Genomic DNA, 26,782 nt, shown 5'->3' with positions numbered 1-26,782 from the left:
CCTTATGTCTTAAGTTTTGTCTACTACATTGGTAGGTGTCATTATAACGCGTATCAAAGCGCTATCAATACGATTAAGGTCTGTTTAATATTGCCACAGCCGGGAGCTCTTTGCCTTCTAAAAATTCTAAAAAGGCCCCTCCTCCTGTAGAAATATAGGATACTTTGTCAGCAATGCCATATTTATCTACGGCTGCTAGGGTGTCACCGCCGCCAGCAATCGAAAAGGCTTGGCTATCTGCTATCGCTTGACCGATAGCCTTGGTGCCTTCACCAAATTGATCAAATTCAAATACACCAACCGGGCCGTTCCACACAATTGTGCCCGCATTTTTTAAAATATCAGCAAGATACTGAGCAGTTTGCGGGCCAATATCAAAAATCATATCATCAGCGTCAACCGAATCAACCGACTTAACCATCGCTTCAGCTGTTTCAGAAAATTCTTTACCCACTACGACATCCGTCGGGATGGGTATTTCACCGCCGCGCTGTTTGGCCAAATCGGTCAAGCGCTTTGCTTCATCTATTAGACTCGTTTCAACCAATGATTTACCCACGCCATGACCTTGCGCAGCAATAAATGTATTGGCAATACCACCACCAACGATAAGTTGGTCAACTTTATTCGCTAGGGTCGCTAGCACGGTTAATTTGGTAGACACCTTTGAACCGCCAACAATAGCAACAAGGGGGCGCTTTGGATTATCTAAGGCTTTTGATAATGCGGTTAACTCAGCGTCTAAAAGAGGTCCTGCGCAGGCTTGCTCGGCAAATTTGGCCACGCCATGTGTACTTGCTTGGGCACGATGCGCAGTGCCAAATGCATCCATTACAAACACGTCGCACAGGCTCGCATATTGTTTAGACAGAACGTCATCGTTGCTTTTTTCACCCTGATTAAAGCGCACATTTTCAAGCAGTGTTACCTCACCCACTGGGGCAGAAACCTCGGCTTTGCCTAAGTAGTCAGCAACAAAGTTTACCTTTACCCCTAAGTGCTCAGACAAATAGTTCGCAATGGGCTGCAGCGAAAATTCAGACTCATACTTACCTTCAGTGGGTCGGCCCAAATGCGACATAATTAAGACTGCAGCGCCCTGCTTTAGCGCGCTTTGAATAGTTGGAAGAGAGGCCCTTAACCTGGCATCAGAAGTGATCACACCATCTTTAATTGGTACATTTAAGTCTTGTCTGATCAACACGCGTTTATTGTGTAAATCGCAGTTAGTCATTGCTTGAATTGGCATGTCAGCCTCCTAAGTCAGTTATTTGTATCCTACCGCGTGCATCTGCAGTGCAGTATCAATCATTCGATTCGCAAAGCCCCATTCGTTGTCACACCATACTAGCGTTTTTACCAACTGTTTATGACTGACCCGTGTTTGGGTGCCGTCTACAATACAAGAATGCGGGTCGTGATTAAAATCTACCGACACCAGCGGCTCTTCAGTGTAGTCAATAATATTTGGCGGGAAATCCTTAGAGGCATTTGCAAGTATACTGTTTACTTGCGCAACATTAACTTTATCGCGAAGCGTCACGCTTAAATCCATTGCGGTAACGTTAATAGTGGGCACACGCACCGCAATGGCTTCAAACTTACCCGCAAACTTGGGCAATATGCGCTCAATACCGCGCGCAAGTTTGGTATCTACTGGAATAATAGACTGGCTTGCCGCTCTAGTTAGCCGTAAATCAGGATGATAAGCATCGATTACCTGTTGATCGTGCATCGACGAATGAATCGTGGTGATCGTGCCACTTTCAACACCAAAGGCATTATCTAAGGCCTGAATCACCGGCACAATGCAGTTGGTAGTGCACGACCCGTTAGACACCACAGTATGCTTTGGCTCAAGATCTAAATGATTGACCCCATAAATGATCGTTATATCCATATCTTGGCCACATGGCTGCGAAAACAACACCTTCTTTGCGCCATTGGCAATATGCACCTGTGCATCCTCGGCAGTGGCATAGAAACCTGTGCACTCAAGCACGATATCAACATCATGCGCAGCCCAATCTATGTCTTGTAGGCGGTGATGATGCAGTACCGAAATCTCGTCTTGACCGACGATCAACTTATTTTTTTGGTCTGTTTTAAGATGTGTGACTTGGTGCTTAAAGCGGCCGTGTGTGCTGTCATACTTTAGCAAATGCGCCATCGCCTCAGGCTCCGCAATCTCGTTAATCACGGTAACCTGAAGACGATCTTCAATGCCATTTTCATACAAAGCACGCAATACACTGCGGCCGATTCGGCCAAACCCATTTATGCCTATACGAAGCACGTGTTGCTATCCTTTGTTTGCACCAAATAACCTGAGGTGATTTGACGCGCTTTTATAAACTCAATGCTGCTTTTACTACAGCTTCAGTCGTAATATTGAAGTGCTTAAACAAGTCTGAAGCCGGCGCAGATTCTCCAAAGGTATCCATGCCTATTACCGCACCGTTTAAGCCAACATATTTGTACCATGTATCCTTAGCTAGCGCCTCTACAGCCACGCGTTTAACAACGCTAGCCGGTAACACTTGTTCTTTGTAACTTGCCGACTGCCTATCAAATACGTCGGTACACGGCATGGAAACCACTCTTACTGCCTTACCTTGTGCGCTTAACTGTTCAGCGGCTTCAACGGCCAAATACACCTCTGAGCCAGTGGCAATCAAGATAATATCTGGCGTGCCTTCGCAGTCGACCAATGTATACCCGCCTCGCTCTGCATCTGATAACTGCTGAGGATTACGCGCCTGCTGAGGTAAGCCTTGGCGTGTGAATATTAAAGTCGTTGGGCCATCGCTGCGCTCAATCGCGGCTTTCCATGCAATCGCTGATTCGACTTGGTCGCACGGACGCCAGTTATCTAAATTTGGCGTAGATCGCAAGGCCACCAATTGTTCAACCGGTTGGTGAGTTGGGCCATCTTCGCCTAAGCCAATAGAGTCGTGGGTATACACAAAAATAACGGGTTGTTTCATGATAGCGGCCATGCGCACGGCATTACGGGCATACTCCATAAACATCAAGAAAGTCGCGCCGTATGCTTTAAAGCCACCGTAGAGTGTAATGCCGTTCATCATTGCCGACATGCCGAACTCACGCACACCATAATATATGTAATTTCCGCTGGCATCTTCACTGGTCACGCCTTTTGAACCGCTCCAAATGGTTAAGTTTGAACCGGCTAAGTCTGCCGAACCACCAAGTAGTTCAGGTAACATCGGGCCATAGGCATTCAGAGTGTTTTGTGAGGCTTTGCGAGTGGCGATATTCTGCGGGTTATCCTGCAGAGCATGAATATATTTGGTCACATCTTTGTGCCAATTGTCTGGTAGCACATTGGTTTTGCGACGGACAAACTCCTTGGCTAATTCAGGGTGTGCCTGTTGATACTTCGCAAACAATGCTTGCCATGCCGTCTCGGCTTGTTCGCCTTTACTGCTAGCGTCCCAACCAGCATAAATCTCGTCTGGAATTTCAAACGGGCCATATGTCCAACCAAGCGCTTTGCGAGTAAGCACAATTTCATCTTCGCCCAGTGGCGCGCCATGACAATCTTCTTTACCTTGCTTATTCGGCGAGCCAAATCCAATGGTCGTTTTACAGCAAATCAAAGTGGGTTTAGTCGTTTCTTGTTTTGCTTGTTCAAGGGCTTTAGCAATTTGCTCTGGGTCGTGTCCGTCAACATCAGCAATGACATGCCATCCGTATGCTTCAAATCGCTTAGGTGTGTCATCACTGAACCAAGCTTCAACCTCACCGTCAATCGAAATACCGTTATCATCCCAAAAAGCAATGAGCTTGCCTAAACCTAAGGTACCCGCAATGGAACAGGTTTCATGAGAAATCCCTTCCATCATGCAGCCATCGCCTAAAAAGGCATAAGTGTAATGATCAACAATATCAAAATCGTCGCGGTTAAACTGCGCGGCTAGAACTTTTTCAGCTAAGGCCATACCCACCGCGTTTGAAATACCTTGCCCAAGTGGGCCGGTAGTGGTCTCTACGCCTGGGGCATATCCATACTCAGGATGACCCGGTGTTTTTGAATGCAGTTGACGAAACTGTTTCAGCTCTTCGATTGGCAAAGCATAGCCGGTAAGATGGAGCAAGGAGTAAAGCAACATAGAGCCGTGACCGTTAGATAAAATAAAGCGGTCGCGGTTGGCCCAATTAGGATTTTTCGGATTGTGCGATAAATAGTCACACCATAAAACCTGTGCAATATCCGCCATTCCCATGGGGGCGCCAGGGTGACCAGATTTTGCTTGCTGAACAGCGTCCATACTTAGGGCTCTGATAGCATTAGCGAGTTCGCGGCGTGATGACATGTAATCTCCTTTGAATAATCCGAATTTGGCAGTGTATTTTTAAGGCGCCCATTGTGGCTCAGGGCTATGAGCACTTCAATCATTAATTACGACAAATGCCCTAAGAAGTGATCCAAGCTTGTGCAATTTTGGGTATTTAACATTAATCAAATAGACTTTTAGACGTCTAGACGGAAATATACTACAATCACCGCTCAGTTCAACGTAAAAGTTGCCGATAGATATACACGCTCGGCCATTAGTAATGGCGATTAGTGAGCATATTTAACTAAATTTATTATTCAGGAAATTAAATGACTTCACGTTTATTTACCTCAGAGTCAGTATCAGAAGGCCATCCAGACAAGATTGCCGATCAAATTTCAGACGCCGTATTAGATGCGATTCTAAAGGAAGACCCTAAAGCGCGCGTTGCCTGCGAAACTTTTGTAAAAACCGGTATGGTGCTTGTCGGTGGTGAAATTAACACTACTGCCTGGGTCGATATCGAAGAATTAACCCGTAAGACGGTCAAAGACATTGGTTATACGCATTCAGACATGGGCTTTGACGGCGAATCTTGCGCGGTGCTTAACGCGATTGGTAAGCAATCATCGGATATTAATCAAGGGGTCGATAAAGCCTCCCCTGAAGAACAAGGTGCCGGTGACCAAGGTTTAATGTTCGGTTATGCGAGCAATGAAACTGACGTATTGATGCCTGCACCAATTACCTATTCGCATCGCTTAGTTCAGCAACAGGCAAAACTCAGAAAAAACGGTCAGCTTGCATGGTTGCGCCCTGATGCTAAATCACAGGTCACCTTTGTCTATGAAAACAACAAGCCAGTTGCCATCGATGCGGTAGTACTGTCGACTCAACACTGCGATAGCGTCGATAACAAAACCATCCGCGAAGCCGTAATGGAAGAAATTATTAAACCCACTTTGCCCGCTGAGTGGCTAACGGCAAAAACCAAATACCATATCAACCCCACCGGACGCTTTGTAATCGGCGGCCCAATGGGTGACTGCGGGTTAACTGGTCGTAAAATCATTGTCGACACCTATGGCGGTATGGCACGTCACGGCGGTGGTGCTTTTTCTGGTAAAGATCCATCAAAAGTGGATCGCAGTGCAGCTTATGCTGGTCGTTATGTAGCCAAGAATATTGTGGCCGCAGGATTAGCCGACCGCTGCGAAATCCAAATATCTTACGCGATTGGAGTCGTAGAACCGACTTCGATTAATGTAGACACCTTCGGCACCGGCAAAATTAGTGAGCCCGCACTTATTGAATTAATTGCGCGTCATTTTGATTTACGCCCATATGGTTTAATAAAAATGCTCGATTTAGAGCGCCCGATATATCTGCCTACCGCAGCTTATGGTCACTTTGGTCGCGAAGAGTTCCCATGGGAACAAATCGATAAAGCCGCTGTATTGCGCGAGGATGCTCAGCTATAATCATCAGCAAATTAATGGCGCTTGCGGCCTACTTGATTTAGCCAGTAAGCGCCAGTTTGTAAAGGATGATAAAATGAAAAAACGCATACAGTATGCTCTGCTTACTGCAGTGGCTGCCTCATTACTGAGCGCTTGTACCACCTCACCTACTGGCCGCAGTCAAGTATTACTCTATAGTGATCAGCAATTATCGCAATCGGGTATTCAAGCATTTGCAGGTATGAAGCAAGAAACGCCAATATCCACCCAAGCGGTCACCAATCGTTTTGTACAGTGCATTGCCAATAACATTATTCAGCAACTAGACAAAAACGCATCTCCTGATGAATGGGAAGTGGTGGTATTTGAATCTGATCAAGTGAACGCTTTTGCCCTGCCTGGTAAAAAAATTGGTGTGTATACGGGTCTTTTAAAGGTAGCTGAAAACCAACATCAGGTTGCGGCAGTAATCGGCCATGAAGTAGGCCATGTAATCGCCCAACATGGGAATGAGAGAATGAGTCAATCTACCTTAATTGGCGTTAGCCAAGAGGTGGTGAATCAAGCCCTGAGCGTCAATGGCGTTCAACAAACCCCTGCCATCATGTCGGCCTTGGGCTTGGGTGTGCAGGTTGGTCTTACTCTGCCATTTAGCCGCACCCACGAAAGCGAAGCAGACATTATTGGTTTAGACCTTATGGCTAGAGCAGGCTTTGATCCGCGCGAATCTATCAAGCTGTGGAATAATATGAACAAGGCAAGTGGCGGCCAGCGACCTTTAGAAATATTATCCACTCACCCGGCGCCAGAAACTCGAATTAGTAAGCTTAACGCTAATATGAAACCAGCCTTAGCTTTGTATAATCAGGTAAGTGTAAAACCTAATTGCAGATAGTAAGACACGTATTCAATACATTTTTTTAGACATAAAAAAACCCAGTGAAATCACTGGGTTTTTGCTATCTAGGATTTGGTTTCAAACCTAACCCATACTTGTGAGGACAAAAGCCTATTCAGCATTTTTGTGAACATGCACATCCATTTGCGGGAACGGGATAGAGATACCTTCAGCGTCAAAGCGGATTTTAACAGCTTCAGTGAAATCAAACATTACACCCCAATAATCGCTTGCGTTAACCCAAGGGCGCACTACAAAATTGACACTGCTGTCGCCAAGCTCAGAAACTGCAACTTGTGGAGCCGGATCCTTAAGAATACGCTCATCAGCCATTACCATTTCTTCTAAGACCGCTTTCGCTTTCTTAAGGTCGTCCCCGTATCCAATACCGAAAACCATGTCAACACGGCGAGTATCTTTAGCAGAGAAATTGGTAATATTGCCACCATAAATCGCGCCGTTTGGTACGATAATTTCTTTATTATCAGGCGTATTCATAACGGTGGTAAAGATACCGATTGATTTTACAGTACCCATGGCACCACCAGCGTCTACAAAATTGCCAGATTTGAAGGGTTTAAATACTAGTAGCATTACGCCGGCAGCAAAGTTTTGTAATGAACCTTGCAAAGAAAGGCCGATAGCTAAACCTGCAGCACCTAAGATAGCGATTAATGATGTGGTATCAATGCCTAATCTACCTAAGGCAGCAATGATTACAAACAGCATCAATACTGCTTTGACAATGCTCTTCAAGAAGTTGACTAACATTGGGTCGTAAGAGGCACGACCAAGTAATTTACCCACTAAATTAACCAGTATATTAACCACCATTTTACCGATGACGAATATAATGATTGCGACAACAAGGTTAATCGCGAATGGAATGATATAAAGATCTAAATATTTTGTTGCATCGTCTGCTGTGAAGTCGAACATGATGACATTTCCTTTGTATTTATGTTTAATTTAGTCCAAATTCACCGCGTTTGAGGTGATATTTTGTTTGGACTTTTTTCACTTTACGCATTTTTCAAAATAAATGGTAAGTAATTTTTTTTGTTATTTCAGTTATTTAACAAATGTGTAGCAAATTTGCAACACATTTGCTTGCAATGACCTTTTGATCGGTGTATAAATTCGACCAGTGACATTACGGAGTCAAAAGAGCATGGAATTCTCTGGTATTATACTTACATTATTATTTTTAATTGTTATTGGTTTATTCGCATTTTGTCTAACCGAGCCGCGCGGTAAAAATACCGTCTATGCTCGAAAAGAAAACGAAACACCCACACCAATTGATGAACATAAGTCTGCAAATACAGGCGACTCAATTTCACGTTCGTACAGTAGCGCTTACAACATGAAGTCGCGTAACACAGAGGCTGCTTGAACAAAATCGGATGGATTTTAACCCGATTCGGCATTCATTTCTACTTTTACATCGACATCGCCTAAGCTAATTTGCGATACTAATGCGCTAATTACCCTTCATTTATAATTATGCGCATTCCTAGATTCTATACTAATCAAGCTCTTCAGCCCGACACCGAGGTTATTCTCGAAGCGACACTTTCGCATTATATATGCACCGTATTACGCTTAAAAGAAGGCTCACCTATTGTACTTTTTAACGGTGACGGGTCAGATTTCCCTTCTCAAATAACAATCATCCACAAAAAACATTGCTCTGCTTTAGTCGACGCGCAAATTAGTTTGCATGTAGAGTCGCCGCTTTCAGTGCATCTTGCTCAGGGGGTATCAAAGGGCGATCGCATGGATTATGCATTACAAAAAGCAGTAGAGTTAGGGGTCAGCGAAATTACGCCCGTTATTACCGAATTTTGTAACGTCAAGTTAAGCGAAGACCGCTGGGCTAAAAAACATGAACAATGGCTTAAAATCATCATTGGAGCCTGCGAACAGTCGCAGCGAAATCGGCTACCAATATTGCATCAGCCGGTTCCATATAGCCGCTTTATTGGCAAACAGTCAAACATGAAAAAACTGATCCTAGCGCCCTCGAGCCAGCATTATCTGTCGGGTATTGCGCGCTCTGAAACTGGGTTTCAATTACTTATTGGCCCGGAAGGCGGTTTTTCTGAGCAAGAAGTCTATACTGCCGAACAAATTGGCTATACTGCGGTAAACATGGGGCCTCGTATTCTTCGCACTGAAACAGCAGCAGTAACAAGCATTGCTGTGTTGCAAGCCCTTCATGGTGACCTTTAACTTTTCGACTTTGACTAAAACACCACACGATAAGCCGTGTTTTTTCCAACAGATTAGAGATATTTAATTATGGCGAATTTAAAACTTGCAGTAGTGATGGACCCTATCACTGCGATTAATACTAAAAAAGATACCAGCTTTGCGCTAATGCTAGAAGCTCAGCGCCGCGGATACCAAATTCACTATATTCAGCAGAAACACTTGAGCATAGATAATGGTGTGCCACTCGCAATCTCTCAAACTATTAGCATTACCGACTCTGTGACAGATTACTATCAAGTATTGTCCGAACAAACCATCAACCTAGGTGAGATGGACGTTATCTTAATGCGCAAAGACCCCCCCTTTGATAGCGAGTTCTTATATGCGACGCATATTTTGGAACTTGCAGAAACAGCAGGGGCATTGGTGGTTAACAAACCGCAGGCCTTAAGAGATTTTAACGAAAAATTATTTACTGCGCTTTACCCCCAGTTTATCCCAGATACCTTAGTGACCTCGCAAAAGTCAGCGTTCAAAGCCTTTCATGCGAAACATAAAGACATTATTTGCAAGCCTCTCGATGGCATGGGCGGCACGTCCATATTTAGAGTCACTCCTGATGGCACCAATTTAGGGGTGATCAGCGAAGTGCTAACCGACAATGGTAACAAACACGCCATGGTACAGCGCTACATGCCTGAAATAAGCAAAGGTGACAAACGCATATTGTTGATCGATGGCGAAGTGATACCTTATTGTTTAGCACGCTTGCCCGCCGCCAATGAAACCCGTGGAAATTTAGCTGCCGGAGGCTCAGGTGTTCCCCAAGAAGTAAACAAAGAAGACATGCTAGTAGCGCAAACTATCGCTAAGGATATGCCCAGTCGAGGTATTTTGTTTGTTGGCTTAGACATGATTGGTAATAAAGTCACTGAAATAAACATTACATCGCCCACTTGCGTTCGTGAAATCGAGGCCGCATATCCTGTGAATGTGTGCGCCAAATTATTTGATGCTATCGAAAAACGACTTTAGGGGAGTAATCAGTCACTGTGGCGAATATTGAACAAATAACCAGCTTGCAAAACCATTTTTTGGTAGCCATGCCTTGTTTAGACGATGAGTATTTTTCTCGCTCGGTCACATATGTGTTAGAACACAACGAAAATGGGGCGATGGGTATCGTCATCAATCAAGCTTCAAGCATGACGTTTCGTGAGCTGATTGCGCAAACAGACAATTCAGCCAACATCGACGAAGATAAAATAGATAAAATTGTGGTATGTGGAGGCCCGGTAAATCAAGACCGTGGTTTTATTTTGCACAGCAATCAAACCGGATGGAATTCGAGCATGCAGCTTAATTCCGAAATCATGGTTACCACCTCAAAAGACATCTTATCGGTAATTGGCAATAGTCGCGGTCCAGCGCGCAGTATTATTGCACTAGGATATGCAGGTTGGGAGCCAGGACAATTAGAACAAGAACTTCAAGATAATGCGTGGCTGACCCTTCAAGCTGATCATGATATTTTGTTCGATACGCCGATCCATAAAAAATGGCAGGCTGCGGTAAACAAACTTGGCGTTGACGTTTGGCAGCTCACCCAGCAGTCTGGGCATGCATAGGTGAATAATCAAACAATTCTGGCCTTTGATTTTGGCATGAAAAGCATCGGTGTTGCCGTTGGTCAGAGCATCACCGGCACAGCTTCTCCTCTTGCAGCACTGCAGGCTAGAGATGGTATTCCCGACTGGGAAGTGGTAACACAAGTTTTAAAAGAATGGCAACCTTCAGCTCTAGTCGTTGGCTTGCCTTTAAACATGGATGGCACCCCTCAAGCCATTACGGCAAACGCGAAAAAATTTGGCCGCAGACTTGCTCATAAATTCAATCTTAAAGTGCACTATCAAGATGAGCGCTTAACCACCGTAGAGGCAAAAGCCAGGTTGTTTGAATTTGGTGGATACAAGAAATTAAGCAAAGAAAAAGTCGATAGCGTTTCGGCGTGTCTGATTTACGAAAGCTGGTTGGTAGAGCCTACACAAGAACAATAGCCTCGATCAATCAATCGATTTGGGCTTCGCGAGGGCTTTGGCACTGCCAGCAGATTCTGAACTGCGGCTCATTGCTTTGCTCACAAGACGCGCACAGCCAATCAAATTCTGATACGTCTTCGGCTTTTATATCTTGCTCAAACTCTGCTAATAATGCGCTAGCTTTGGCTTCCCACTCATTGTCTAACAACCAAATTTCTGGCAATGCCTCATGATGCGGAATTTCACCGCTAGCGCCTTGCAAGAGTTCGTTTTTGATGGTGCAGGGAATGCCTGCATCGCTGAGCAGAATGTAAATTTGACGTACTTTAAATTGATCAAAATCTTTGTAAAAGCGTTTCATTTAGCGGGGCGCCTATGTATTGCATGACTATATTGCACGACTATATTGCATGACTATATTACGTGAGTGCGCTCGCTAACCACTGTAACCAAGCACTTGAATAATATGGTGTTTAAGTAAACCCAAATTATCAAGGACTTTCAATCAAAGTAAAGCGGTTTATAAAATAAGGCCTAATCTAAATCAATTGAAACGTTACTTAAAGAGCCCAAAGGACTGCCAAAAGACTTGCTGTCTAATTTAATCATCAAGCGCAAATCATTAGGCGAGTCTGCATGATGCAGAGCTTGCTCTTCGTTGATTTTACCTTGTTTAAATAAGTCATATAAAGCCATGTCGAAGGTTTGCATACCAAGCTCCCTTCCCTTCATCATTGCTTCTTTGAGCGCGCCCATTTCATTACGCTGGATCAGATCAGAAATTAGTGGCGAATTTAGTAATATTTCAATCGCCGCAACCCGGCCTTTTCCGTCAACAGTAGGCACCAATTGCTGAGCCACAATGGCTCGAATGTTTAAGCTCAGATCGTAACGTAGTTTTGCATGAAGCTCGCTAGGCGCTAAATGCATAATTCGTTCAATGGCTTGGTTCGCATTATTAGCGTGCAGCGTGGCCACACACAAATGCCCTGTATCTGCAAAAGACATCGCGTATTCCATCGTTTCCATGGAGCGGATCTCGCCAATAAGTATGACGTCAGGCGCCTGTCTCAAAGAGCTTTTGAGAGCCTCATCAAAAGACAAGGTATCGATACCGACTTCGCGCTGCGTGACAATACAGTTTCGATGTGAATGCAAAAATTCGATTGGGTCTTCAATTGTCAAAATGTGGCCATAAGAATTTTCATTCCGATGCCCGATTAACGCCGCAAGTGAAGTAGACTTACCTGTGCCAGTGCCGCCAACAAACAACACAAGACCCTTTTTAGCCATGATAATGTCGTTCAGAATAGGAGGAAGGCCTAAGCTACTTGCCTTTGGAATTTCCATTACAATTCTTCTGACAACCATCCCGGCCGCATCACGCTGCCAAAATGCAGAACAACGAAAGCGACCCACATCAAATAAACTTACCGCAAAATTACATTCTTTTTCATGCTTAAAGTCTTCTTTTTGATCGTCAGTCATAGCCTGATGAACAATCGACAATGCGTCTTCTTTAGATAGTTTAGTATCAGATATGGGCTTTAATTTACCGTTTACCTTCACACTAATTGGCATACCGGCGGTTACAAATAAATCTGAAGCATCATTTGTTACCATTGCTTTTAAACATTCATCTAAGGTCATCATAGCGAGTTCTCTTTATTAACTATTTTTCGGCTAAACATTCTTGTCGGTTGATTTTGAAGCGGCTTCTTGTTGAGTAATTACCCCTTGTGCAACCAGCTTTTGTAAACACTGCTCCATGGTTTGCATACCATGCGCCTGGCCGGTTTGAATGACCGAATACATTTGTGGCACTTTATCTTCGCGTATTAAGTTTCGAATCGCAGGAATACCCAACATAATCTCATGAGCAGCAACTCGGCCACCGCCAACTTTTTTGAGCAGCGTTTGAGAAACAACCGCCCGCAAAGATTCCGAGAGCATGGAACGGATCATCGATTTTTCAGCGGCAGGGAAAACATCAATAATTCTATCGATAGTTTTTGGCGCAGAGTTAGTGTGCAGCGTACCAAATACAAGATGGCCTGTTTCTGCCGCAGAAATCGCGAGGCGTATGGTTTCTAAATCACGTAATTCACCCACCAAGATCACATCAGGATCTTCCCTCAGCGCACTTCTTAAAGCAGCGTTAAAGCTATGCGTATCTCGATGGACTTCACGCTGATTGAGCACGCACATTTTGTTTTGATGTACAAATTCAATTGGATCTTCGATGGTCAGTATGTGTTCGCGTTTGTGGGCATTAATATAATCAATCATTGCCGCCAAAGTGGTACTCTTACCAGAGCCAGTTGCTCCGGTAACCAATATAATACCGGTAGGCTGATTGATGATTCGTTTAAAAATATCGGGCGCACCCAAATCATCTAAACTCAAAATTTTACTTGGAATGGTTCTTAAAACCGCTGCCGCGCCTCGATTCTGATTAAATGCATTAACACGAAAACGCGATAGCTCGGGAATTTCAAAAGAAAAGTCCACTTCGAGCATTTCTTCGTATTCTTTACGCTGACGGTCGTTCATAATATCGTAAATGAGGCTATGAACCTGTTTGTGCGATAGCACGTCAACATTCAGGCGACGCATTTCGCCGTCTACCCGAATCAGCGGAGGTAGGCCAGCGGTCAGATGCAAATCTGAGGCACCGTTTTGCACACTAAAGGCGAGTAATTCGTTTATATCCAAAACTGTATTCTCCAAGCATATAAGAGGCATTGTAATTTTGATGACAGTAAAAACTGCACCCATTGCCGAAAATTTGAAACAAGTTCGCGCATCTATATTGGCTGCCGCAAAGCAGTACTCACGAGACGCAAACGATATTCATTTGTTGGCCGTAAGTAAAACCAAACCAGTATCCGATATATTGCAAGCGTATGAAAATGGACACCGTGAGTTCGGCGAAAATTACGTCCAAGAAGGCGTTGAAAAAATTCAACAGCTTCATCAATATTCCGATATCGTTTGGCACTATATCGGCCCATTACAGTCAAACAAGAGTAAATTTGTTGCCGAATATTTTGATTGGATACAAAGTATCGACCGATTCAAAATTGCCAAGCGCCTAGATGAGCAACGCGGCGCGTATCAAAAACCCTTAAATATATGCATACAGGTAAATATTGATAATGAAGCAAACAAAGCTGGAGTGCTTGCAAGCGAAGTATTTACATTGCTTAATCAAATTTCTGAACTGAAGAAAATACGCTGCCGCGGCTTAATGGCTATTCCCAAAGCCACTTCAGATGAGGCCGAACAACGCAACAGTTTTGAAAAAATGCAGCGTCTGTTTATAGATTGCCAGAAAAGCTTTCCAGAATTTGATACCCTTTCGATGGGTATGAGCAACGACATGAACCTTGCAATTGAATATGGCAGCACCATGGTAAGAGTAGGCACCGGTATTTTTGGCGCTCGAGACAAACCCACAGCATAAATAAACAGGAGGCACATGAGCGTTAGAAGAATTAGCTTTATCGGCGCAGGAAATATGACAAAGGCTATTGTCGAAGGCTTAGTAGCAAATGGCTATGATGCCTCGTCGATTATGGCGAGCAATCCTAGCCTGCCCAAACTAGAACAATTGAAAAGTACACTAAGTATCGAAATTACGCAGGAAAATAAAATAGCGGTCGAATTTTCTGAGGTACTTGTATTGGCCGTAAAGCCACAGCTGATGGCCTCGGTTTGTGACACTTTTTTACAAGACACTGGCTTAGCAAACAAGCTGGTAATATCGATTGCTGCAGGTATCAACACCGCACGGCTCAGTGAAATGCTAGGTGGTCACAAACAAGTAATTAGAGTCATGCCGAATACGCCGTCGTCGCTCGGTTATGGGATGAGCGGTATTTACGCACCAAAGCATGTTAGTCAGGAAGATGGTGAATTTGCCGCATTTATGATGGGGCATGTTGGTGAAACCCTGATAGTCGATCAAGAAAAGCATATTGATACCGTTATTGCTGCGGCAGGAAGCTCACCCGCGTACTTCTTTTTGATTGCACAGGCCATGCAAGACGAAGCAATCAGTATGGGCTTAAGCCCAGATGATGCTAGACTCTTAGTCCAGCAAGCAATGCTAGGAAGTGCCCAGATGATTAAGGCAAATCCAGAAATCTCCTTAGAAACGCTTAGAGCAAACGTAAGCTCAAAAGGGGGAACTACAGCCGAAGCGGTTGCGACCTTGCAAAAACACGAGGTAGCACACATATTCAGAAAAGCGATGCAGGCGGCGGTAACACGTGCCCAGCAAATGGCCAAAGAATTTTAAGGAAACAACAGACATATGAGTGCGATCTACTTTTTAATCGACCAGCTATTTAATCTATATTTAATGGCGGTCATCTTGAGACTTTGGCTGCAGTTAGCAAGAGCAGACTTTTATAACCCAGTAAGTCAATTTGTAGTTAAAGCGACCCAACCCGCTGTTGGTCCTCTGCGCAGGCTAATCCCTTCGATTGGCGCTTTAGACACCGCTACTTTAGTCTTTGCTTTCGCAGTAGCTAGTTTAAAGGTTATTACAATTAGCCTTATATTTGGAGGCGGGTTTCCACCTGCACTGCCACTGCTGATTACTGCTTTGGCATTGCTAATAAGTCAAATACTCACCATTATATTCGTAGTGCTGTTGATACGTGTCATCCTAAGCTGGGTAAGCCAAGGCAATAATCCGATGGAGCTGGTCATGATGCAATTGACCGAACCCTTCTTAGCGCCTATTAGACGAGTGATTCCCCCCATTGGCGGATTAGACTTGTCTGTATTAATTGCTATTTTAGCTATTCAGGCCATCAAAATGTTATTTGGCGATATTTTAGGTCCTGGTATTTAATTGCCGACCGTTACTAATGGAGACTACATATGAAAACAATGACTAAACTCGTTGCCTACACCTGCGCGCTATTACTCAGTAGTTTGTTATTGATGAGTGCTGCTAGCGCTGAACAAAAGAAGACGCTTGGTGACTGGGAAGTTCACTATATAGCCTTCCCAAGTACCTTTTTAACACCTGAAGTGGCGCGTGCTAACGATATTACGCGGTCGACCACTCAAGCCGTAGTCAATATATCGGTGCTCGACAAACAAAGTAAAGAAGCGCTCGATATAGAAGTAAGTGGCAGTGCTAGAAACCTACTCGGTACGAATAAAAATCTTAATTTTACTACCGTGAAAGAGGGACAAGCGATTTACCACCTCGCCACCGTTTCTTTTGATGACAAAGAAATGCTGCGATTTAATATTGAGCTCAAGCAAGGCAACACCACTCAGGTGCTTAAATTTCAACAAAAAATGTATGAAGAGTAGACGCATACTGACCAGCAGTATGCGTAATGTTTAATAGCGCTAAGCACTTACTAACTAAGTGCTTCCTTTATCGCCTTTTCTTTGTCCCTAGCAGCTGCTAAGCCAGGGCGTGACAATATTCTCTTTGCATATGCGCTAACATTTTCTTGAGGAAAGGTTTGTTCAAAGCCCTCTGCCCAAGACAGTGTATGCCCTGCAATAATATCGGCCACCGTAAACTCATTTCCAACAAGATACTCACTGTCTCCGAGCATTTTACTGAATATCGCCAATGCTTTTTCAAACTCCCATTGTCCTAAGGCAATGACTTCCGGAATGCGCTTTTCTTCAGGAAAAGCAAACTTGTGTTTTGCCATGGTCCACAGCGGCTGCTCTAATTCAGTTAGCACAAAGAACATTGCTTGATCATACAGTGCACGGGCTTTGCTGCCACTTTTGGGGATTAACTTATTCGCCTTATCGGCCAAATAAGTAACAATCGCACCAGACTCTGCCAAGACTAAATCATCATCTTGTATAACCGGAACTTTGCCTGTGGGGCTAATGGCTAAAAAGGCAGGTTGTTTATGCTCGCCCTTGTATAGGTTGACCACCTGAAACTCATAGTCAAGTGCCAACTCTTCGCAGGCCCAAGTAATTCTAACGCCTCTTGTGCCCGGATAACTCAGTAGTTTAAGCATGTTTTGTCCTTTTGATGCTGCCTAATAGCAGCTTATTATTAATACTTTCTAGATTAATACTTTCTAGCGCTTATTGGGCGGCGCGTGTAAACACATAGTCGGTTTGTGTGCTTTGCGAACTATCGAACTGGTAGCCACCACTAGAAAAGTTTTGCAACTGAGCAGCTTCGGTCAACTGGTTCGCAATGATATATCGCGCCATCATGCCCCGTGCCTTTTTTGCGTAAAAACTAATGATTTTATAAACACCGTTTTTTTCATCTTTAAAGTGTGGGGTGATCACCAATGCATCTAAAGACTTTTTCTTTACTGAAGAAAAATATTCATTGGAGGCCAAATTCACTAATACATTGTCGCCTTGCTCACGCAGGTCTTTGTTCAACACATCAGTAATTTGCTTGTCCCAAAACTCATATAATGACTTGCCTTTGTTGGTGTTGAGTTTAATCCCCATTTCAAGGCGATAGGCTTGCATTAAGTCTAGCGGTCTCAAGACTCCGTATAAACCCGAAAGGATCCTCATGTGCGACTGCGCAAATGCTAAGGCTTTATCATCTAATGACAGCGCATCTAAGCCGGCATAAACATCTCCGTTAAATGCAAAAATGGCTGGGCGCGCATTGCGGTCACTAAACGGAAATTCAAAGCTATTAAAGCGATTAGCGTTCAAGGTAGCAAGCTTATCGCTGATCCCCATTAACGAACTTAAATCCGCTGGCGATAGCTTTTTGCATTTTCCCACCAGCGCTTTCGTCTGCGCCATTAAGCGCGGTTGCGAAGCCGTGACGGCAGGAATAGGTGATTGATAGTCCATATTTTTTGCAGGAGAAACGACCAATAGCATAGTGACTCTTTTTCCTTTTTATGATTAACCCAAGCGTGCGATAACATAGTGCATTTGGTAACGACGAATTTCGACTGTTGCTCAATTCCATCAGATATTCGTTTGCATTTATAGGGTGATTATATGCCATAAAGCATACGCTATTAAACTGTTTTACGACCAATCAAAGCCTGCAATCTTGCATCAACTTAAAATTTCTCTTTGCTAGCGCTATGCATTTCTGGTCATACCCCCTCAGAACTTGCTATGCTTAAGCCACGAAACTGTCTAAGCCACGTACATAGGATATACATGTCAAATCACTTGCAATCATTACGCTCATTGACCACCGTAGTTGCCGATACCGGTGACATCGAGGCGATTAAAAAATATCAGCCTGTAGATGCTACTACCAATCCTTCATTATTGCTAAAAGCTGCGGCCTTACCGCAATACCAATCACTTATTGAAGCGGCTATTGCTTATGCCAAAACACAATCAAACGAAATAAGTGTGCAGGTCAATAAAGCATGTGACCATTTAGCTGTCGCCATTGGCAAAGAAATCGTTGGCGTGATTCCGGGTCGTATTTCCACTGAAGTTGATGCTCGCTTGTCATTTAATACCCAAGCTACCATTGATAAGGCACACGAATTGATTGCTCTTTATGATGCGGTTGGGGTAGATAAATCACGCATTTTGATTAAAATAGCATCGACTTGGGAGGGTATAAAAGCCGCTGAAGTGCTCGAAAAGGAAGGCATAAACTGTAACTTAACCTTGCTATTTAGTTTTGCGCAGGCACGTGCGTGCGCCGAGGCCGGCGTATTCTTAATATCGCCTTTTGTAGGTCGCATTTTAGACTGGTACAAAGCAAACAGCAGCAACGAAGATTTTGAGGGAGCTAACGACCCAGGCGTAAAATCTGTCAGTCATATTTACAATTATTATAAAGATCACGGCTATAAGACTGTTGTAATGGGTGCGAGCTTTAGAAATACTGGCGAAATCGTAGCCTTAGCCGGCTGCGATAGACTGACTATTAGCCCCCAATTGCTTGAAGAACTTGGTCAAACTAAGGGGGAATTAAACCCCGTATTAATTGACAAAGGCCCGTCGAAAACAGCATCGAATAAACTCGATGAAGCGACATTTCGCTGGGATATGAACCAAGATCCAATGGCTACTGAAAAACTAGCGGAAGGCATTCGCAATTTTGCGGCCGACCAAGTTAAACTCGAAAGCATTTTGCAGTCACGCTTTTAAGCTGTCGTCCACCCTATTACCTTCGGAAACTGTCATGCAAAAACTACGTAATGCGCCGGCTTGGTCGGAACTAGAAAAACTTGCACCACTGGTAAAACGCCACCATATGCGCGATATGTTCATTAAAGACCCCGCTCGTGCTGATAGATACACACTGGGAATCGCCGGCATTACGCTAGATTATTCTAAGAACTTGATCACTCAAGAAGTCTTAGATGCATTGTTTGAGCTGGCAGAACAACGCGAACTTAAAAAGAAAATAAAAAATATGTTTTCTGGTAAGGCAATTAACGTGACTGAAAACCGAGCAGTATTGCATACTGCTCTGCGTAATTTTTCAGGCAAGTCGGTAAAAGTCGATGGTAAAAACGTGATGCCTGAGGTACTAGAGACCCTTGCAAAAGTGCAGTCATTTACCGAAATGGTGCATAACGGTAAACATACAGGCTATACCGGAAAACCTATCCATACCATTGTTAGCATCGGTATTGGTGGTTCTTTCTTGGGGCCCAAAATTGTCACTGAAAGTCTCAAACCATATTGGAAAAAAGGCATAAAAACACATTTTGTTGCGAATGTAGACGGCTGTCATATTCAAGATGTGCTCGCACAACTCGACGCTGAGCAAACCCTTTTTGTGATGTCATCAAAGTCGTTTAGCACCCAAGAAACCTTGCAAAACACATTGACGGCAAAGGCATGGTTTTTACAGCAAGGAACTGAACAAAAAGACATTGCTAAGCATTTTGTCGCCGTTTCTTCAAATGTAAAAGCTGCGGTTGAGTTTGGCATGGATAAAGAAAACGTATTCCCAATGGGAGATTGGGTAGGTGGGCGTTATTCTTTGTGGTCTGCCATTGGATTACCTATTAGCCTGACAGTAGGGTATAAGCACTTCGAGGCCTTACTAAAAGGTGCTTATGAAATGGATTGCCATTTTCAAGAAGCACCTTTTGAAAAGAACATGCCCGTTATATTAGCCATGTTAGGCGTTTGGTATCGCAATTTTATGGGTGCTCAGTCCCACGCCTTACTGCCTTATTATCATTACTTGCGCGGATTTCCCGCATATGTGCAGCAGCTCGACATGGAAAGTAATGGCAAATCGACCACGCTCGACGGACGCACCGTAGACTACGGCACGGGTCCTATTATTTGGGGCAGTGAAGGTACAAACGGACAACACTCCTTCTATCAGTTGATTCATCAGAGCAACTTACCAATCCCTGTTGATTTTATGTTCCCCCTAAAGGTGCACAATCAAGACGATACTCACCACAATATGTTGGCGTCGAACTGTTTTGGACAGGCACAAGCACTAATGCAGGGCAAAAGCTTCGAAGATTGCTTAGATGATCTCAATACATCATCACTTAACGAAGCTGAAAAACTGAACTTAGCTGCCCACAAAACCATGGCGGGTAACCATCCAAGCAATATGTTGTTATTTAATGAGGTCAACCCTAAAACCCTTGGCGCATTAATTGCTATGTATGAGCACAAGGTGCTAGTGCAGGGTTGCATTTGGGGTTTGAATTCATTTGATCAATGGGGTGTAGAATTAGGCAAGGTATTGGGTAACGACGTTTATGACATGATTGAAGGCGACATGAGTATGGACGGGATCGATGCCTCTACCGAAAAGCTAATTAAACATTTTATTAACAATCAATAAGCGTCACTGTGCTTGACTAATAAGTCAAGCACAGTGGTCGCTTCGGCCGAGGCGACACACTCACACCTTAATAAAAATTTAACACCAATGTAACTTTATTTATATCAAGATAATGCGTTTTATGGTACAACTAACACACATTAACCGAGACCATATCTCGTGTCGCTTAGTTAATGAAATTAGGTGATGAGCTGTAATATGGACATCAAGTCACCGCTGGTTCGAAGTAGTTGACAGGAGCATCCAAATGATGGATTCAGTAGACATTCTTTCTGTAATTGATAAAGAAACTCGTCCCACCAAAGGAAAGGCCAAAAAGTGCAAGTGGCGTGAAATCGAAGCTATAAAAGAAAAATACCGTCTAAAACAAGAACTCACCGATATGGATGTGAGCCTTGAATTAGAATTAGAGCAACTCTCTCGCTAAATAGAAGACCTGAATGATGTCCTATCCTTCAGGTTTTTTTGTTCGTATTAAACCTGCCACTGAATGGGGCTTAGATCGTTTTTTTTCAAAATTCGATTAGTCTCACTAAAATGTTTGCAGCCCCAAAAGCCCCGATGTGCCGATAGCGGTGACGGATGTGCAGCACTCAATATATAGTGCTTAGACATGTCAATCAAACTTGCTTTTTTTTGTGCAGGACTGCCCCAAAGTAAAAACACCAATCCCTCTAGGTTTTCACTTATGCGACTTATCACGGTATCGGTAAAAGTTTCCCACCCCTGATTTTTGTGCGAATGCGCTTGTCCATCTCTTACTGTTAAAACCGTATTGAGCAATAGTACGCCCTGCTTCGCCCAATCTGTCAACTCACCGTGCTCAGGTATGTTGAAGCCCTCAATATCTTGACTAAGCTCCTTATAGATATTGCGCAAAGACGGAGGAACTTTATTACCCCGCCTAACAGAAAAACACAAACCATGAGCTTGGTTTGGTCCGTGATAGGGATCCTGACCAATAATTACAACCTTAAGATTACTTACCTCACAGTATTTAAAAGCATTAAACACATCTTGCTTGGGAGGGTAGATAGTCTGCCCAGATGCGCGTTCTTGGGCAACAAATTGCATTAAAGTCGTAAAATATTCTTGCGCTTTTTCAGACGCTAATAAATCTTCCCAATTAAGGGCATTTCGAGCGTGTTGCATAACCAGCCTATTTCGCGCCTAGGGTTGCAAACATATATTCTTTAAGGGCTTGATAGTCAGCTTTGAGTTCGCCATTTAGGGAGGCTTTACTGGCACAATCGACCAGTGCTTGTGGTAAATGAATAGGCTGCCCTAAGACATTTTCAACCGTTTCTCTAAATTTTGCAGGATGAGCTGTTCCTAAAAATATACCTACCTCGCCTTCTTGTAACTGACGAGTAAGACCTCGATAGCCAATGGCTGCATGCGGCTCACTAATATAGCCAAGCGTCTGAAGCTGCTTCATAGCGACTTGCGTATAGTCTTCATCGACCGACTCGCCGGTCAACAGAGCTTTATCAAAATAGCCTTTCTCCACTAAGGCCTCTATTCTTGGCCAATTGTTTGGTTGGCTGACGTCCATTGCGTTAGAAATAGTGGGTACTGTAGGCTTAGGTGACCATTCGCCGCTTACCAGATATCTAGGAACCGTATCGTTGGCATTGGTAGAAGCAATAAAGCGCTTAATCGGTAGGCCCAGGGTTTTAGCAATAATGCCCGCAGTCAAATTCCCAAAATTCCCACTGGGCACAGCAAATACCGCCTTGTCTTGCTGTTCTTTTGGCAATTGTGCAATAGCTTCAAAGTAGTAACACACTTGCGCCAGCAAACGACTAATATTAATTGAGTTTGCCGAGTTAAGATGCAAGCCTTCACGCACATCTGCATCATCAAAGGCGGTTTTTACCAATTGCTGGCAGTCATCAAAATCACCCTCCACCGCCATGGTATGAATATTTCCGCCCAAGGTAGTAAATAGCTTCTCTTGCAAGGGGCTAATTTTATTTTTGGGAAACAAAATTACCACCTGAATATTTTCGATGCCATAAAACGCGTGAGCTACGGCGGCACCCGTATCGCCTGAGGTGGCGGTAAGTATGGTAACTGGCTTGCCTTCGCTAATATTCGCAAGGCACTGCGCCATAAATCGACCACCGAAGTCTTTAAATGCGAGTGTGGGCCCGTGAAAAAGCTCTAAACAATAAATGCCATCTTTAACCTTGACCAATGGCGCAGGAAAATTAAAGGCATTATGTATAAGCTCATCGAGTAGCTCTGGAGACATTTCGTCGCCCACTAAATGCTTAATGATCGCCTGACTACGCTCTACCAAGGGCATAGCCAATAGTGCATCGATGTTGGTCATTGGTCTTAAATCAGTTGGAAAGTATAAGCCTTGATTTTGTCCTAGGCCTTTTTTTACCGCTTGGGCAAATGATACTTTGTCACTTGCGACTTTTAAATTTTCTAATTCCACGTGTAATATCCCTTATGCAGCGAGCACTCTAGCACCTGCGCTGTCGATCTGACAAATATGGCTAAAGCCATCTTGATTCTGAATATAATGTTCATTTAGCCAAGTTTGGATGCGTTTCGCACTCTCCAGCTGGTTGCTAACGGCAAATACCGTTGGACCCGACCCAGAAATTCCAAAAGCAAGGCCGTTTTGCTGTAAGCTGTAAGCTCGCGCTTCGTCAAATTTAGGCAACAGCGTTTTGCGGTGCTTCTCAGCAATCACATCTTGCATTACCGATGCGGCTAGGGCTCTATCGCCAGTATGCAAGGCATGCACAAACACGCCCACTTGCCGACCAAATGTTAAGGTAGTACCGAGCTCATACTGACGCGGCAGAATATTGCGAGCGGCCGCAGTCGATACCGATAAGCCTGAATAGCAGGTAATCCAATACCAATCATCAAACACGGGCAATGTGCTGCAAACTGGGCGCTCTTTACCGGTCATCAAGGTCATGCCGCCTAAATAGCTCGGCGCCACATTATCATAATGAATGCTGCCGCTGATTTGCCCCTCAAGCTCTCCCATCATCAGTAGCAAGGTATCTTGATCAAATGCCTTATTGGCATGCTCATTCAAAGCATAAAACGCGGCCACAATAGAAGCCGCACTTGAGCCTAAGCCACTGCCGATTGGCAAGGCTTTATGCAAGTGCATCTTAACCTGCAATATGGGTTTATTGTTGCTCACTAAAGCCTGCTGAAAAAAGTCATAGCAGCGAGTCACGATGTTGCTGTTTTCACCTGGGGGTAAACGATCCGCAAATCGACCATCCACGCTCAGCGAAAACTGCGGTGCGTCTTCTACCTCAACCCAGTCACCTAATAGTTCGCCGTCAATGGGCGCTAGCGCGGCACCTAGAATATCAAAACCCAGGCTTACGTTGCCTATTGAGGCGGGCGCAAATGCGCGCGTATTAGCCATTAACGGTACTCCTGTTGAGTAGGCATAGTGCGCAACAAATCGGCAAACACACCGGCGGCGGTGACCGTTGCGCCAGCACCATACCCACGAATAACATATGGAATAGGCTGATAATAGCGCGAATGAATTGCCAGTGCATTTTCGCCATCTTTGACTGCTGCCAAAGGATGACTAAGTGGCACAGACTGTATACTCACTGCACACTTGCCATTTTCAATAGCGCCCACGTAGCGCAATACCTCTTGGTTTGCCTGCGCTTTTTCAACCTTTGCTTGGATATCTGCATCTAGCTTCGGCAGGTTTGCCATAAAGGTAGCCACGTCGCCTGAGTCATCAAACTCAGGGGGCAGTACCGACTCTATCTGAATGTCAGTGAGTTCCAATGACATGCCCGATTCACGCGCCATGATCAGTAGCTTTCGTGCTACATCCATGCCATTTAGATCATCTCGTGGATCTGGCTCTGTAAAGCCGTTTTCTTTTGCGATTTTAGTGGCTTCTGACAAACTTAAGCCTTCGTCTAATTTACCAAAAACGAACGACAGTGAGCCCGATAATATCCCTTCAAACTTGCGCAGTTCATCACCAGCAATCACTAGCTTTTGTAAATTATCGATTACCGGCAAACCGGCACCCACCGTTGTCTCATATAAATACTGCCGACTAGTATTCAATGCAGTACGATGCAAGTCTTGATAACGCTGGTACGAAGACGTGTTCGCCTTTTTGTTCGGGGTCACTACATGAAACCCTGCCTCCATAAAATCGAGGTACATATCTGCTATTTGCTGGCTGCTGGTGCAATCAACAATAACCGGATTAGTTAGGCTGTTGCGCACAACAAATTGGCTTAAACTTTCTAAAGATAATGGCGATGCGGCGTCTGCTAGCTTACCTTCCCACTCACCATTCATACCAATGCCATTGGTATCGAGTAAACATGCTTTGCTGTTAGCAATACCATAGACGGTAAGTTTGATATTTCGTTCTAATAAAATGCTTTGCTGTTTGGCTATTTGTTTGAGCAGTTCCTTGCCCACCAAACCGCAGCCTATAAAGAAGGCGTCAATGGTGTTGAGATTAGTAAAAAAGTTTTGATGGATGACTTTGACCGCTTTTTTCGCTTTGTCATTGTCGATAACTGTTGAAATAGACCGTTCTGAAGAACCTTGTGCGATGGCCACGTTGTTTACCCTTGCTTGCGCTAATGCATTAAAAAACTTAGCAGCCAGTCCAGTAGACTGACGCATTCCGTCACCCACTAGGGTGACAATCGCTAAGTTTTCGCGCATTTCGATAGGCTCTAGTAACTGATTGTTCAGCTCTAGCGCAAAGTTCTCCTCTAGTAGTTCATAGGCACGCTGAGCATCTTTTTGGGCAATACAAAAACTGATGCTGTACTCCGAAGATGACTGCGTGATCAATGAGATAGATATATGGCCTTTTGAAATCACATCAAAAATACGGCTTGCCATTCCCACCATGCCCTTCATGCCTGGGCCAGAAACGTTGAACATCACAATGTTTTCTAAGTGAGAAATACCTTTGACGCTGGTCCACAGCTCACTTTTCTCGTGGCTAATTAAGGTGCCAGGTGCGGCAGGATTCAGGGTGTTTCGGATTAAACAAGGGATCCCAAACTGCGCAATCGGACCTATCGTTTTCGGGTGCAATACCTTGGCACCAAAATAGGATAGCTCCATTGCTTCTTGATAGGTCAGCTTGTCGAGCAAAACCGCGCCTTCAACTTGATTTGGGTCGGCGTTATATACGCCATCGACGTCGGTCCAAATTTCACAGCACGAGGCATTAATGCAGGCTGCCAATATTGCCGCAGAATAATCAGATCCATTGCGGCCTAACGTGACTTTTTCGCCGTCTTCATTAGCGGCGACAAATCCTGGCATAATTAAAAGCTGCGTACCACTTACATCAACGTCACTAAAACGTGCTCGACTAATATCTAAATCAGCTAAGCTGTCTAGATAGTCACCGGAAGCTTGCACATACTCAACGGGGTCAATAATGATATTGTTAATGTTGTTGGCACTGAGAATTTCACTAAAAATTCTCACGCTTACGTACTCACCCATGCTCAGTATTGCCGCAGTGACCTGGTCTGGGCAGGTTTGCAAGAGCTGGATACCTTTTAACTGCTGCGAAAGTAACTCCAGCTTGTCGTTGATAAACTCAGAAAGTTCTGTGTAGCGAATGCCCGGAACCGTCTCTTTAAGCTCATCGGCAATGCTGGTTAGCGTCATATTCAACTTGGCAAGCAGCTCGCCGTAGTTTTTTCCGCTTTTTGCTTGATCACATAGCAACGAAAGCGCATTGGTCACGCCCTTAGGCGCAGACAATACTACCGCTGCGCCCTCAGCTTTATGGGTGGCCTGGCTAATGTCGAATACACGCATATATCGCGTGGCATCAGCCAATGATGAACCACCAAACTTTAACACCTTCATTAGAGACTCCTCGCTCTTTTAATCAACGTTTTCTTCGAATTCAATTTCAATCATTTTTTACACTGCAACGCATGCAGTAAACACCCATAAAAAAACCCGCATTTTGCGGGCTTTCGTTAACTAAACATGTGGCACAAGCTAACGACCGCCCTCGAAAAAGGTGGTAATGGTCATAATACGCAGCATGTCGTTAGTTTTTATAATTG

At 44.2% G+C, this 26,782-nt stretch carries 27 protein-coding genes; 14 read left to right on the top strand and 13 right to left on the bottom strand.

Annotation, left to right across the window (positions count from 1 at the left end):
* Positions 1-73: 73 nt before the first annotated feature.
* Genes AB9H30_RS08545 through tkt form a run of 3 tightly spaced genes read right to left on the bottom strand, consistent with a single transcriptional unit; the run spans position 74 to position 4,340 of the window.
* Entirely contained in the window at positions 74-1,249 is a 1,176-nt protein-coding gene (locus tag AB9H30_RS08545; RefSeq protein WP_371194237.1) for a phosphoglycerate kinase, read from the bottom strand.
* An 18-nt stretch (positions 1,250-1,267) separates the two neighbouring features.
* The gene (gene epd / locus AB9H30_RS08540) at positions 1,268-2,296 is read right to left on the bottom strand and encodes an erythrose-4-phosphate dehydrogenase (protein WP_371194236.1); all 1,029 of its coding nucleotides are present in this window, start codon (positions 2,294-2,296) and stop codon (positions 1,268-1,270) included.
* A 52-nt stretch (positions 2,297-2,348) separates the two neighbouring features.
* Positions 2,349-4,340 carry a transketolase gene (gene tkt, locus AB9H30_RS08535; protein WP_371194235.1) on the bottom strand — a complete coding sequence of 664 codons (1,992 nt, stop codon included), beginning with the start codon at positions 4,338-4,340 and terminating at the stop codon, positions 2,349-2,351.
* 293 nt (positions 4,341-4,633) lie between these two features.
* On the opposite strand from tkt, the gene metK reads away from it, so the two are divergent.
* Entirely contained in the window at positions 4,634-5,785 is a 1,152-nt protein-coding gene (gene metK, locus AB9H30_RS08530) for a methionine adenosyltransferase (protein WP_371194234.1), read from the top strand.
* A gap of 73 nt (positions 5,786-5,858) precedes the next feature.
* A complete protein-coding gene (locus AB9H30_RS08525; RefSeq protein ID WP_371194233.1) occupies positions 5,859-6,659 on the top strand; it encodes a M48 family metallopeptidase in 801 nt (266 codons plus the stop codon).
* Between the two features lie 114 nt (positions 6,660-6,773).
* Here AB9H30_RS08525 and AB9H30_RS08520 read toward each other — a convergent pair whose 3' ends face one another.
* Positions 6,774-7,601: a mechanosensitive ion channel family protein gene (locus tag AB9H30_RS08520; protein ID WP_371194232.1), complete on the bottom strand. Its 828-nt coding sequence runs from the start codon at positions 7,599-7,601 to the stop codon at positions 6,774-6,776.
* Positions 7,602-7,833: 232 nt separating this feature from the next.
* Here AB9H30_RS08520 and AB9H30_RS08515 point away from each other — a divergent pair, with 232 nt between their 5' ends.
* From AB9H30_RS08515 to ruvX, 5 genes are all read left to right on the top strand, one after another.
* Positions 7,834-8,058: a hypothetical protein gene (locus AB9H30_RS08515; RefSeq protein WP_371194231.1), complete on the top strand. Its 225-nt coding sequence runs from the start codon at positions 7,834-7,836 to the stop codon at positions 8,056-8,058.
* Between the two features lie 110 nt (positions 8,059-8,168).
* Entirely contained in the window at positions 8,169-8,897 is a 729-nt protein-coding gene (locus AB9H30_RS08510) for a 16S rRNA (uracil(1498)-N(3))-methyltransferase (protein ID WP_371194230.1), read from the top strand.
* 69 nt (positions 8,898-8,966) lie between these two features.
* A complete protein-coding gene (gene gshB, locus AB9H30_RS08505; protein WP_371194229.1) occupies positions 8,967-9,914 on the top strand; it encodes a glutathione synthase in 948 nt (315 codons plus the stop codon).
* Between the two features lie 26 nt (positions 9,915-9,940).
* Positions 9,941-10,507 carry a YqgE/AlgH family protein gene (locus tag AB9H30_RS08500; protein ID WP_371194262.1) on the top strand — a complete coding sequence of 189 codons (567 nt, stop codon included), beginning with the start codon at positions 9,941-9,943 and terminating at the stop codon, positions 10,505-10,507.
* Positions 10,508-10,936, top strand: coding sequence for a Holliday junction resolvase RuvX (ruvX, locus tag AB9H30_RS08495; protein ID WP_371194228.1), 429 nt, complete (start codon positions 10,508-10,510; stop codon positions 10,934-10,936).
* A 10-nt stretch (positions 10,937-10,946) separates the two neighbouring features.
* Here ruvX and AB9H30_RS08490 read toward each other — a convergent pair whose 3' ends face one another.
* The 3 genes from AB9H30_RS08490 to AB9H30_RS08480 all read right to left on the bottom strand — a co-directional run bounded on the left by AB9H30_RS08490 (position 10,947) and on the right by AB9H30_RS08480 (position 13,633).
* Positions 10,947-11,279: a DUF2007 domain-containing protein gene (locus tag AB9H30_RS08490; RefSeq protein WP_371194227.1), complete on the bottom strand. Its 333-nt coding sequence runs from the start codon at positions 11,277-11,279 to the stop codon at positions 10,947-10,949.
* Between the two features lie 173 nt (positions 11,280-11,452).
* Positions 11,453-12,571 carry a PilT/PilU family type 4a pilus ATPase gene (locus tag AB9H30_RS08485; protein WP_371194226.1) on the bottom strand — a complete coding sequence of 373 codons (1,119 nt, stop codon included), beginning with the start codon at positions 12,569-12,571 and terminating at the stop codon, positions 11,453-11,455.
* Between the two features lie 30 nt (positions 12,572-12,601).
* The gene (locus AB9H30_RS08480) at positions 12,602-13,633 is read right to left on the bottom strand and encodes a type IV pilus twitching motility protein PilT (RefSeq protein ID WP_371194225.1); all 1,032 of its coding nucleotides are present in this window, start codon (positions 13,631-13,633) and stop codon (positions 12,602-12,604) included.
* Between the two features lie 40 nt (positions 13,634-13,673).
* Between AB9H30_RS08480 and AB9H30_RS08475 the strand changes: the two genes are divergently transcribed.
* The 4 genes from AB9H30_RS08475 to AB9H30_RS08460 are packed head-to-tail and all read left to right on the top strand — an operon-like array spanning position 13,674 to position 16,255.
* Positions 13,674-14,384 carry a YggS family pyridoxal phosphate-dependent enzyme gene (locus tag AB9H30_RS08475; RefSeq protein WP_371194224.1) on the top strand — a complete coding sequence of 237 codons (711 nt, stop codon included), beginning with the start codon at positions 13,674-13,676 and terminating at the stop codon, positions 14,382-14,384.
* A 15-nt stretch (positions 14,385-14,399) separates the two neighbouring features.
* Positions 14,400-15,221, top strand: a complete 822-nt coding sequence (gene proC / locus AB9H30_RS08470; protein ID WP_371194223.1) for a pyrroline-5-carboxylate reductase — start codon at positions 14,400-14,402, stop codon at positions 15,219-15,221.
* Between the two features lie 15 nt (positions 15,222-15,236).
* Positions 15,237-15,782: a YggT family protein gene (locus tag AB9H30_RS08465; protein ID WP_371194222.1), complete on the top strand. Its 546-nt coding sequence runs from the start codon at positions 15,237-15,239 to the stop codon at positions 15,780-15,782.
* A gap of 29 nt (positions 15,783-15,811) precedes the next feature.
* Positions 15,812-16,255: a DUF4426 domain-containing protein gene (locus AB9H30_RS08460; protein WP_371194221.1), complete on the top strand. Its 444-nt coding sequence runs from the start codon at positions 15,812-15,814 to the stop codon at positions 16,253-16,255.
* A 50-nt stretch (positions 16,256-16,305) separates the two neighbouring features.
* Here AB9H30_RS08460 and AB9H30_RS08455 read toward each other — a convergent pair whose 3' ends face one another.
* Positions 16,306-16,935: a glutathione S-transferase family protein gene (locus AB9H30_RS08455; protein WP_371194220.1), complete on the bottom strand. Its 630-nt coding sequence runs from the start codon at positions 16,933-16,935 to the stop codon at positions 16,306-16,308.
* Between the two features lie 70 nt (positions 16,936-17,005).
* Entirely contained in the window at positions 17,006-17,779 is a 774-nt protein-coding gene (gene yaaA, locus AB9H30_RS08450; protein WP_371194219.1) for a peroxide stress protein YaaA, read from the bottom strand.
* 291 nt (positions 17,780-18,070) lie between these two features.
* Between yaaA and tal the strand changes: the two genes are divergently transcribed.
* From tal to AB9H30_RS08435, 3 genes are all read left to right on the top strand, one after another.
* On the top strand, positions 18,071-19,024 hold the full coding sequence (gene tal, locus AB9H30_RS08445; RefSeq protein ID WP_371194218.1) for a transaldolase: 954 nt from the start codon (positions 18,071-18,073) through the stop codon (positions 19,022-19,024).
* Positions 19,025-19,058: 34 nt separating this feature from the next.
* Positions 19,059-20,699: a glucose-6-phosphate isomerase gene (gene pgi / locus AB9H30_RS08440; protein WP_371194217.1), complete on the top strand. Its 1,641-nt coding sequence runs from the start codon at positions 19,059-19,061 to the stop codon at positions 20,697-20,699.
* A gap of 247 nt (positions 20,700-20,946) precedes the next feature.
* Positions 20,947-21,126: a DUF3545 family protein gene (locus AB9H30_RS08435; protein WP_371194216.1), complete on the top strand. Its 180-nt coding sequence runs from the start codon at positions 20,947-20,949 to the stop codon at positions 21,124-21,126.
* Between the two features lie 47 nt (positions 21,127-21,173).
* Here the strand turns inward: AB9H30_RS08435 and ung are convergent, their stop codons facing one another.
* Genes ung through thrA form a run of 4 tightly spaced genes read right to left on the bottom strand, consistent with a single transcriptional unit; the run spans position 21,174 to position 26,576 of the window.
* Positions 21,174-21,851, bottom strand: coding sequence for a uracil-DNA glycosylase (gene ung, locus AB9H30_RS08430; RefSeq protein WP_371194215.1), 678 nt, complete (start codon positions 21,849-21,851; stop codon positions 21,174-21,176).
* 7 nt (positions 21,852-21,858) lie between these two features.
* Positions 21,859-23,148, bottom strand: a complete 1,290-nt coding sequence (gene thrC / locus AB9H30_RS08425; RefSeq protein WP_371194214.1) for a threonine synthase — start codon at positions 23,146-23,148, stop codon at positions 21,859-21,861.
* A 12-nt stretch (positions 23,149-23,160) separates the two neighbouring features.
* Positions 23,161-24,111, bottom strand: a complete 951-nt coding sequence (thrB, locus tag AB9H30_RS08420; protein ID WP_371194213.1) for a homoserine kinase — start codon at positions 24,109-24,111, stop codon at positions 23,161-23,163.
* Positions 24,111-26,576 carry a bifunctional aspartate kinase/homoserine dehydrogenase I gene (gene thrA / locus AB9H30_RS08415; RefSeq protein WP_371194212.1) on the bottom strand — a complete coding sequence of 822 codons (2,466 nt, stop codon included), beginning with the start codon at positions 26,574-26,576 and terminating at the stop codon, positions 24,111-24,113. The genes thrB and thrA overlap by 1 nt, the downstream gene beginning before the upstream one ends.
* Positions 26,577-26,782 lie beyond the last annotated feature (206 nt).

The organism is Glaciecola sp. SC05 (assembly GCF_041380235.1).
In the GTDB taxonomy this organism is placed as follows: Bacteria; Pseudomonadota; Gammaproteobacteria; order Enterobacterales; family Alteromonadaceae; genus Glaciecola.
This window is presented reverse-complemented; position numbering and strand designations above follow the sequence as displayed.

What these genes read in the sequence shown, in the direction of transcription:
- AB9H30_RS08545 (WP_371194237.1), bottom strand. Translation starts at nt 1,249, where the DNA reads ATGCCAATTCAAGCAATGACTAACTGCGATTTACACAATAAACGCGTG.
- tkt (WP_371194235.1), bottom strand. Translation starts at nt 4,340, where the DNA reads ATGTCATCACGCCGCGAACTCGCTAATGCTATCAGAGCCCTAAGTATG.
- metK (WP_371194234.1), top strand. Translation starts at nt 4,634, where the DNA reads ATGACTTCACGTTTATTTACCTCAGAGTCAGTATCAGAAGGCCATCCA.
- AB9H30_RS08525 (WP_371194233.1), top strand. Translation starts at nt 5,859, where the DNA reads ATGAAAAAACGCATACAGTATGCTCTGCTTACTGCAGTGGCTGCCTCA.
- AB9H30_RS08520 (WP_371194232.1), bottom strand. Translation starts at nt 7,601, where the DNA reads ATGTTCGACTTCACAGCAGACGATGCAACAAAATATTTAGATCTTTAT.
- AB9H30_RS08515 (WP_371194231.1), top strand. Translation starts at nt 7,834, where the DNA reads ATGGAATTCTCTGGTATTATACTTACATTATTATTTTTAATTGTTATT.
- AB9H30_RS08510 (WP_371194230.1), top strand. Translation starts at nt 8,169, where the DNA reads ATGCGCATTCCTAGATTCTATACTAATCAAGCTCTTCAGCCCGACACC.
- gshB (WP_371194229.1), top strand. Translation starts at nt 8,967, where the DNA reads ATGGCGAATTTAAAACTTGCAGTAGTGATGGACCCTATCACTGCGATT.
- AB9H30_RS08490 (WP_371194227.1), bottom strand. Translation starts at nt 11,279, where the DNA reads ATGAAACGCTTTTACAAAGATTTTGATCAATTTAAAGTACGTCAAATT.
- AB9H30_RS08485 (WP_371194226.1), bottom strand. Translation starts at nt 12,571, where the DNA reads ATGATGACCTTAGATGAATGTTTAAAAGCAATGGTAACAAATGATGCT.
- AB9H30_RS08475 (WP_371194224.1), top strand. Translation starts at nt 13,674, where the DNA reads ATGACAGTAAAAACTGCACCCATTGCCGAAAATTTGAAACAAGTTCGC.
- proC (WP_371194223.1), top strand. Translation starts at nt 14,400, where the DNA reads ATGAGCGTTAGAAGAATTAGCTTTATCGGCGCAGGAAATATGACAAAG.
- AB9H30_RS08465 (WP_371194222.1), top strand. Translation starts at nt 15,237, where the DNA reads ATGAGTGCGATCTACTTTTTAATCGACCAGCTATTTAATCTATATTTA.
- AB9H30_RS08460 (WP_371194221.1), top strand. Translation starts at nt 15,812, where the DNA reads ATGAAAACAATGACTAAACTCGTTGCCTACACCTGCGCGCTATTACTC.
- AB9H30_RS08455 (WP_371194220.1), bottom strand. Translation starts at nt 16,935, where the DNA reads ATGCTTAAACTACTGAGTTATCCGGGCACAAGAGGCGTTAGAATTACT.
- yaaA (WP_371194219.1), bottom strand. Translation starts at nt 17,779, where the DNA reads ATGCTATTGGTCGTTTCTCCTGCAAAAAATATGGACTATCAATCACCT.
- tal (WP_371194218.1), top strand. Translation starts at nt 18,071, where the DNA reads ATGTCAAATCACTTGCAATCATTACGCTCATTGACCACCGTAGTTGCC.
- pgi (WP_371194217.1), top strand. Translation starts at nt 19,059, where the DNA reads ATGCAAAAACTACGTAATGCGCCGGCTTGGTCGGAACTAGAAAAACTT.
- AB9H30_RS08435 (WP_371194216.1), top strand. Translation starts at nt 20,947, where the DNA reads ATGATGGATTCAGTAGACATTCTTTCTGTAATTGATAAAGAAACTCGT.
- ung (WP_371194215.1), bottom strand. Translation starts at nt 21,851, where the DNA reads ATGCAACACGCTCGAAATGCCCTTAATTGGGAAGATTTATTAGCGTCT.
- thrB (WP_371194213.1), bottom strand. Translation starts at nt 24,111, where the DNA reads ATGGCTAATACGCGCGCATTTGCGCCCGCCTCAATAGGCAACGTAAGC.
- thrA (WP_371194212.1), bottom strand. Translation starts at nt 26,576, where the DNA reads ATGAAGGTGTTAAAGTTTGGTGGTTCATCATTGGCTGATGCCACGCGA.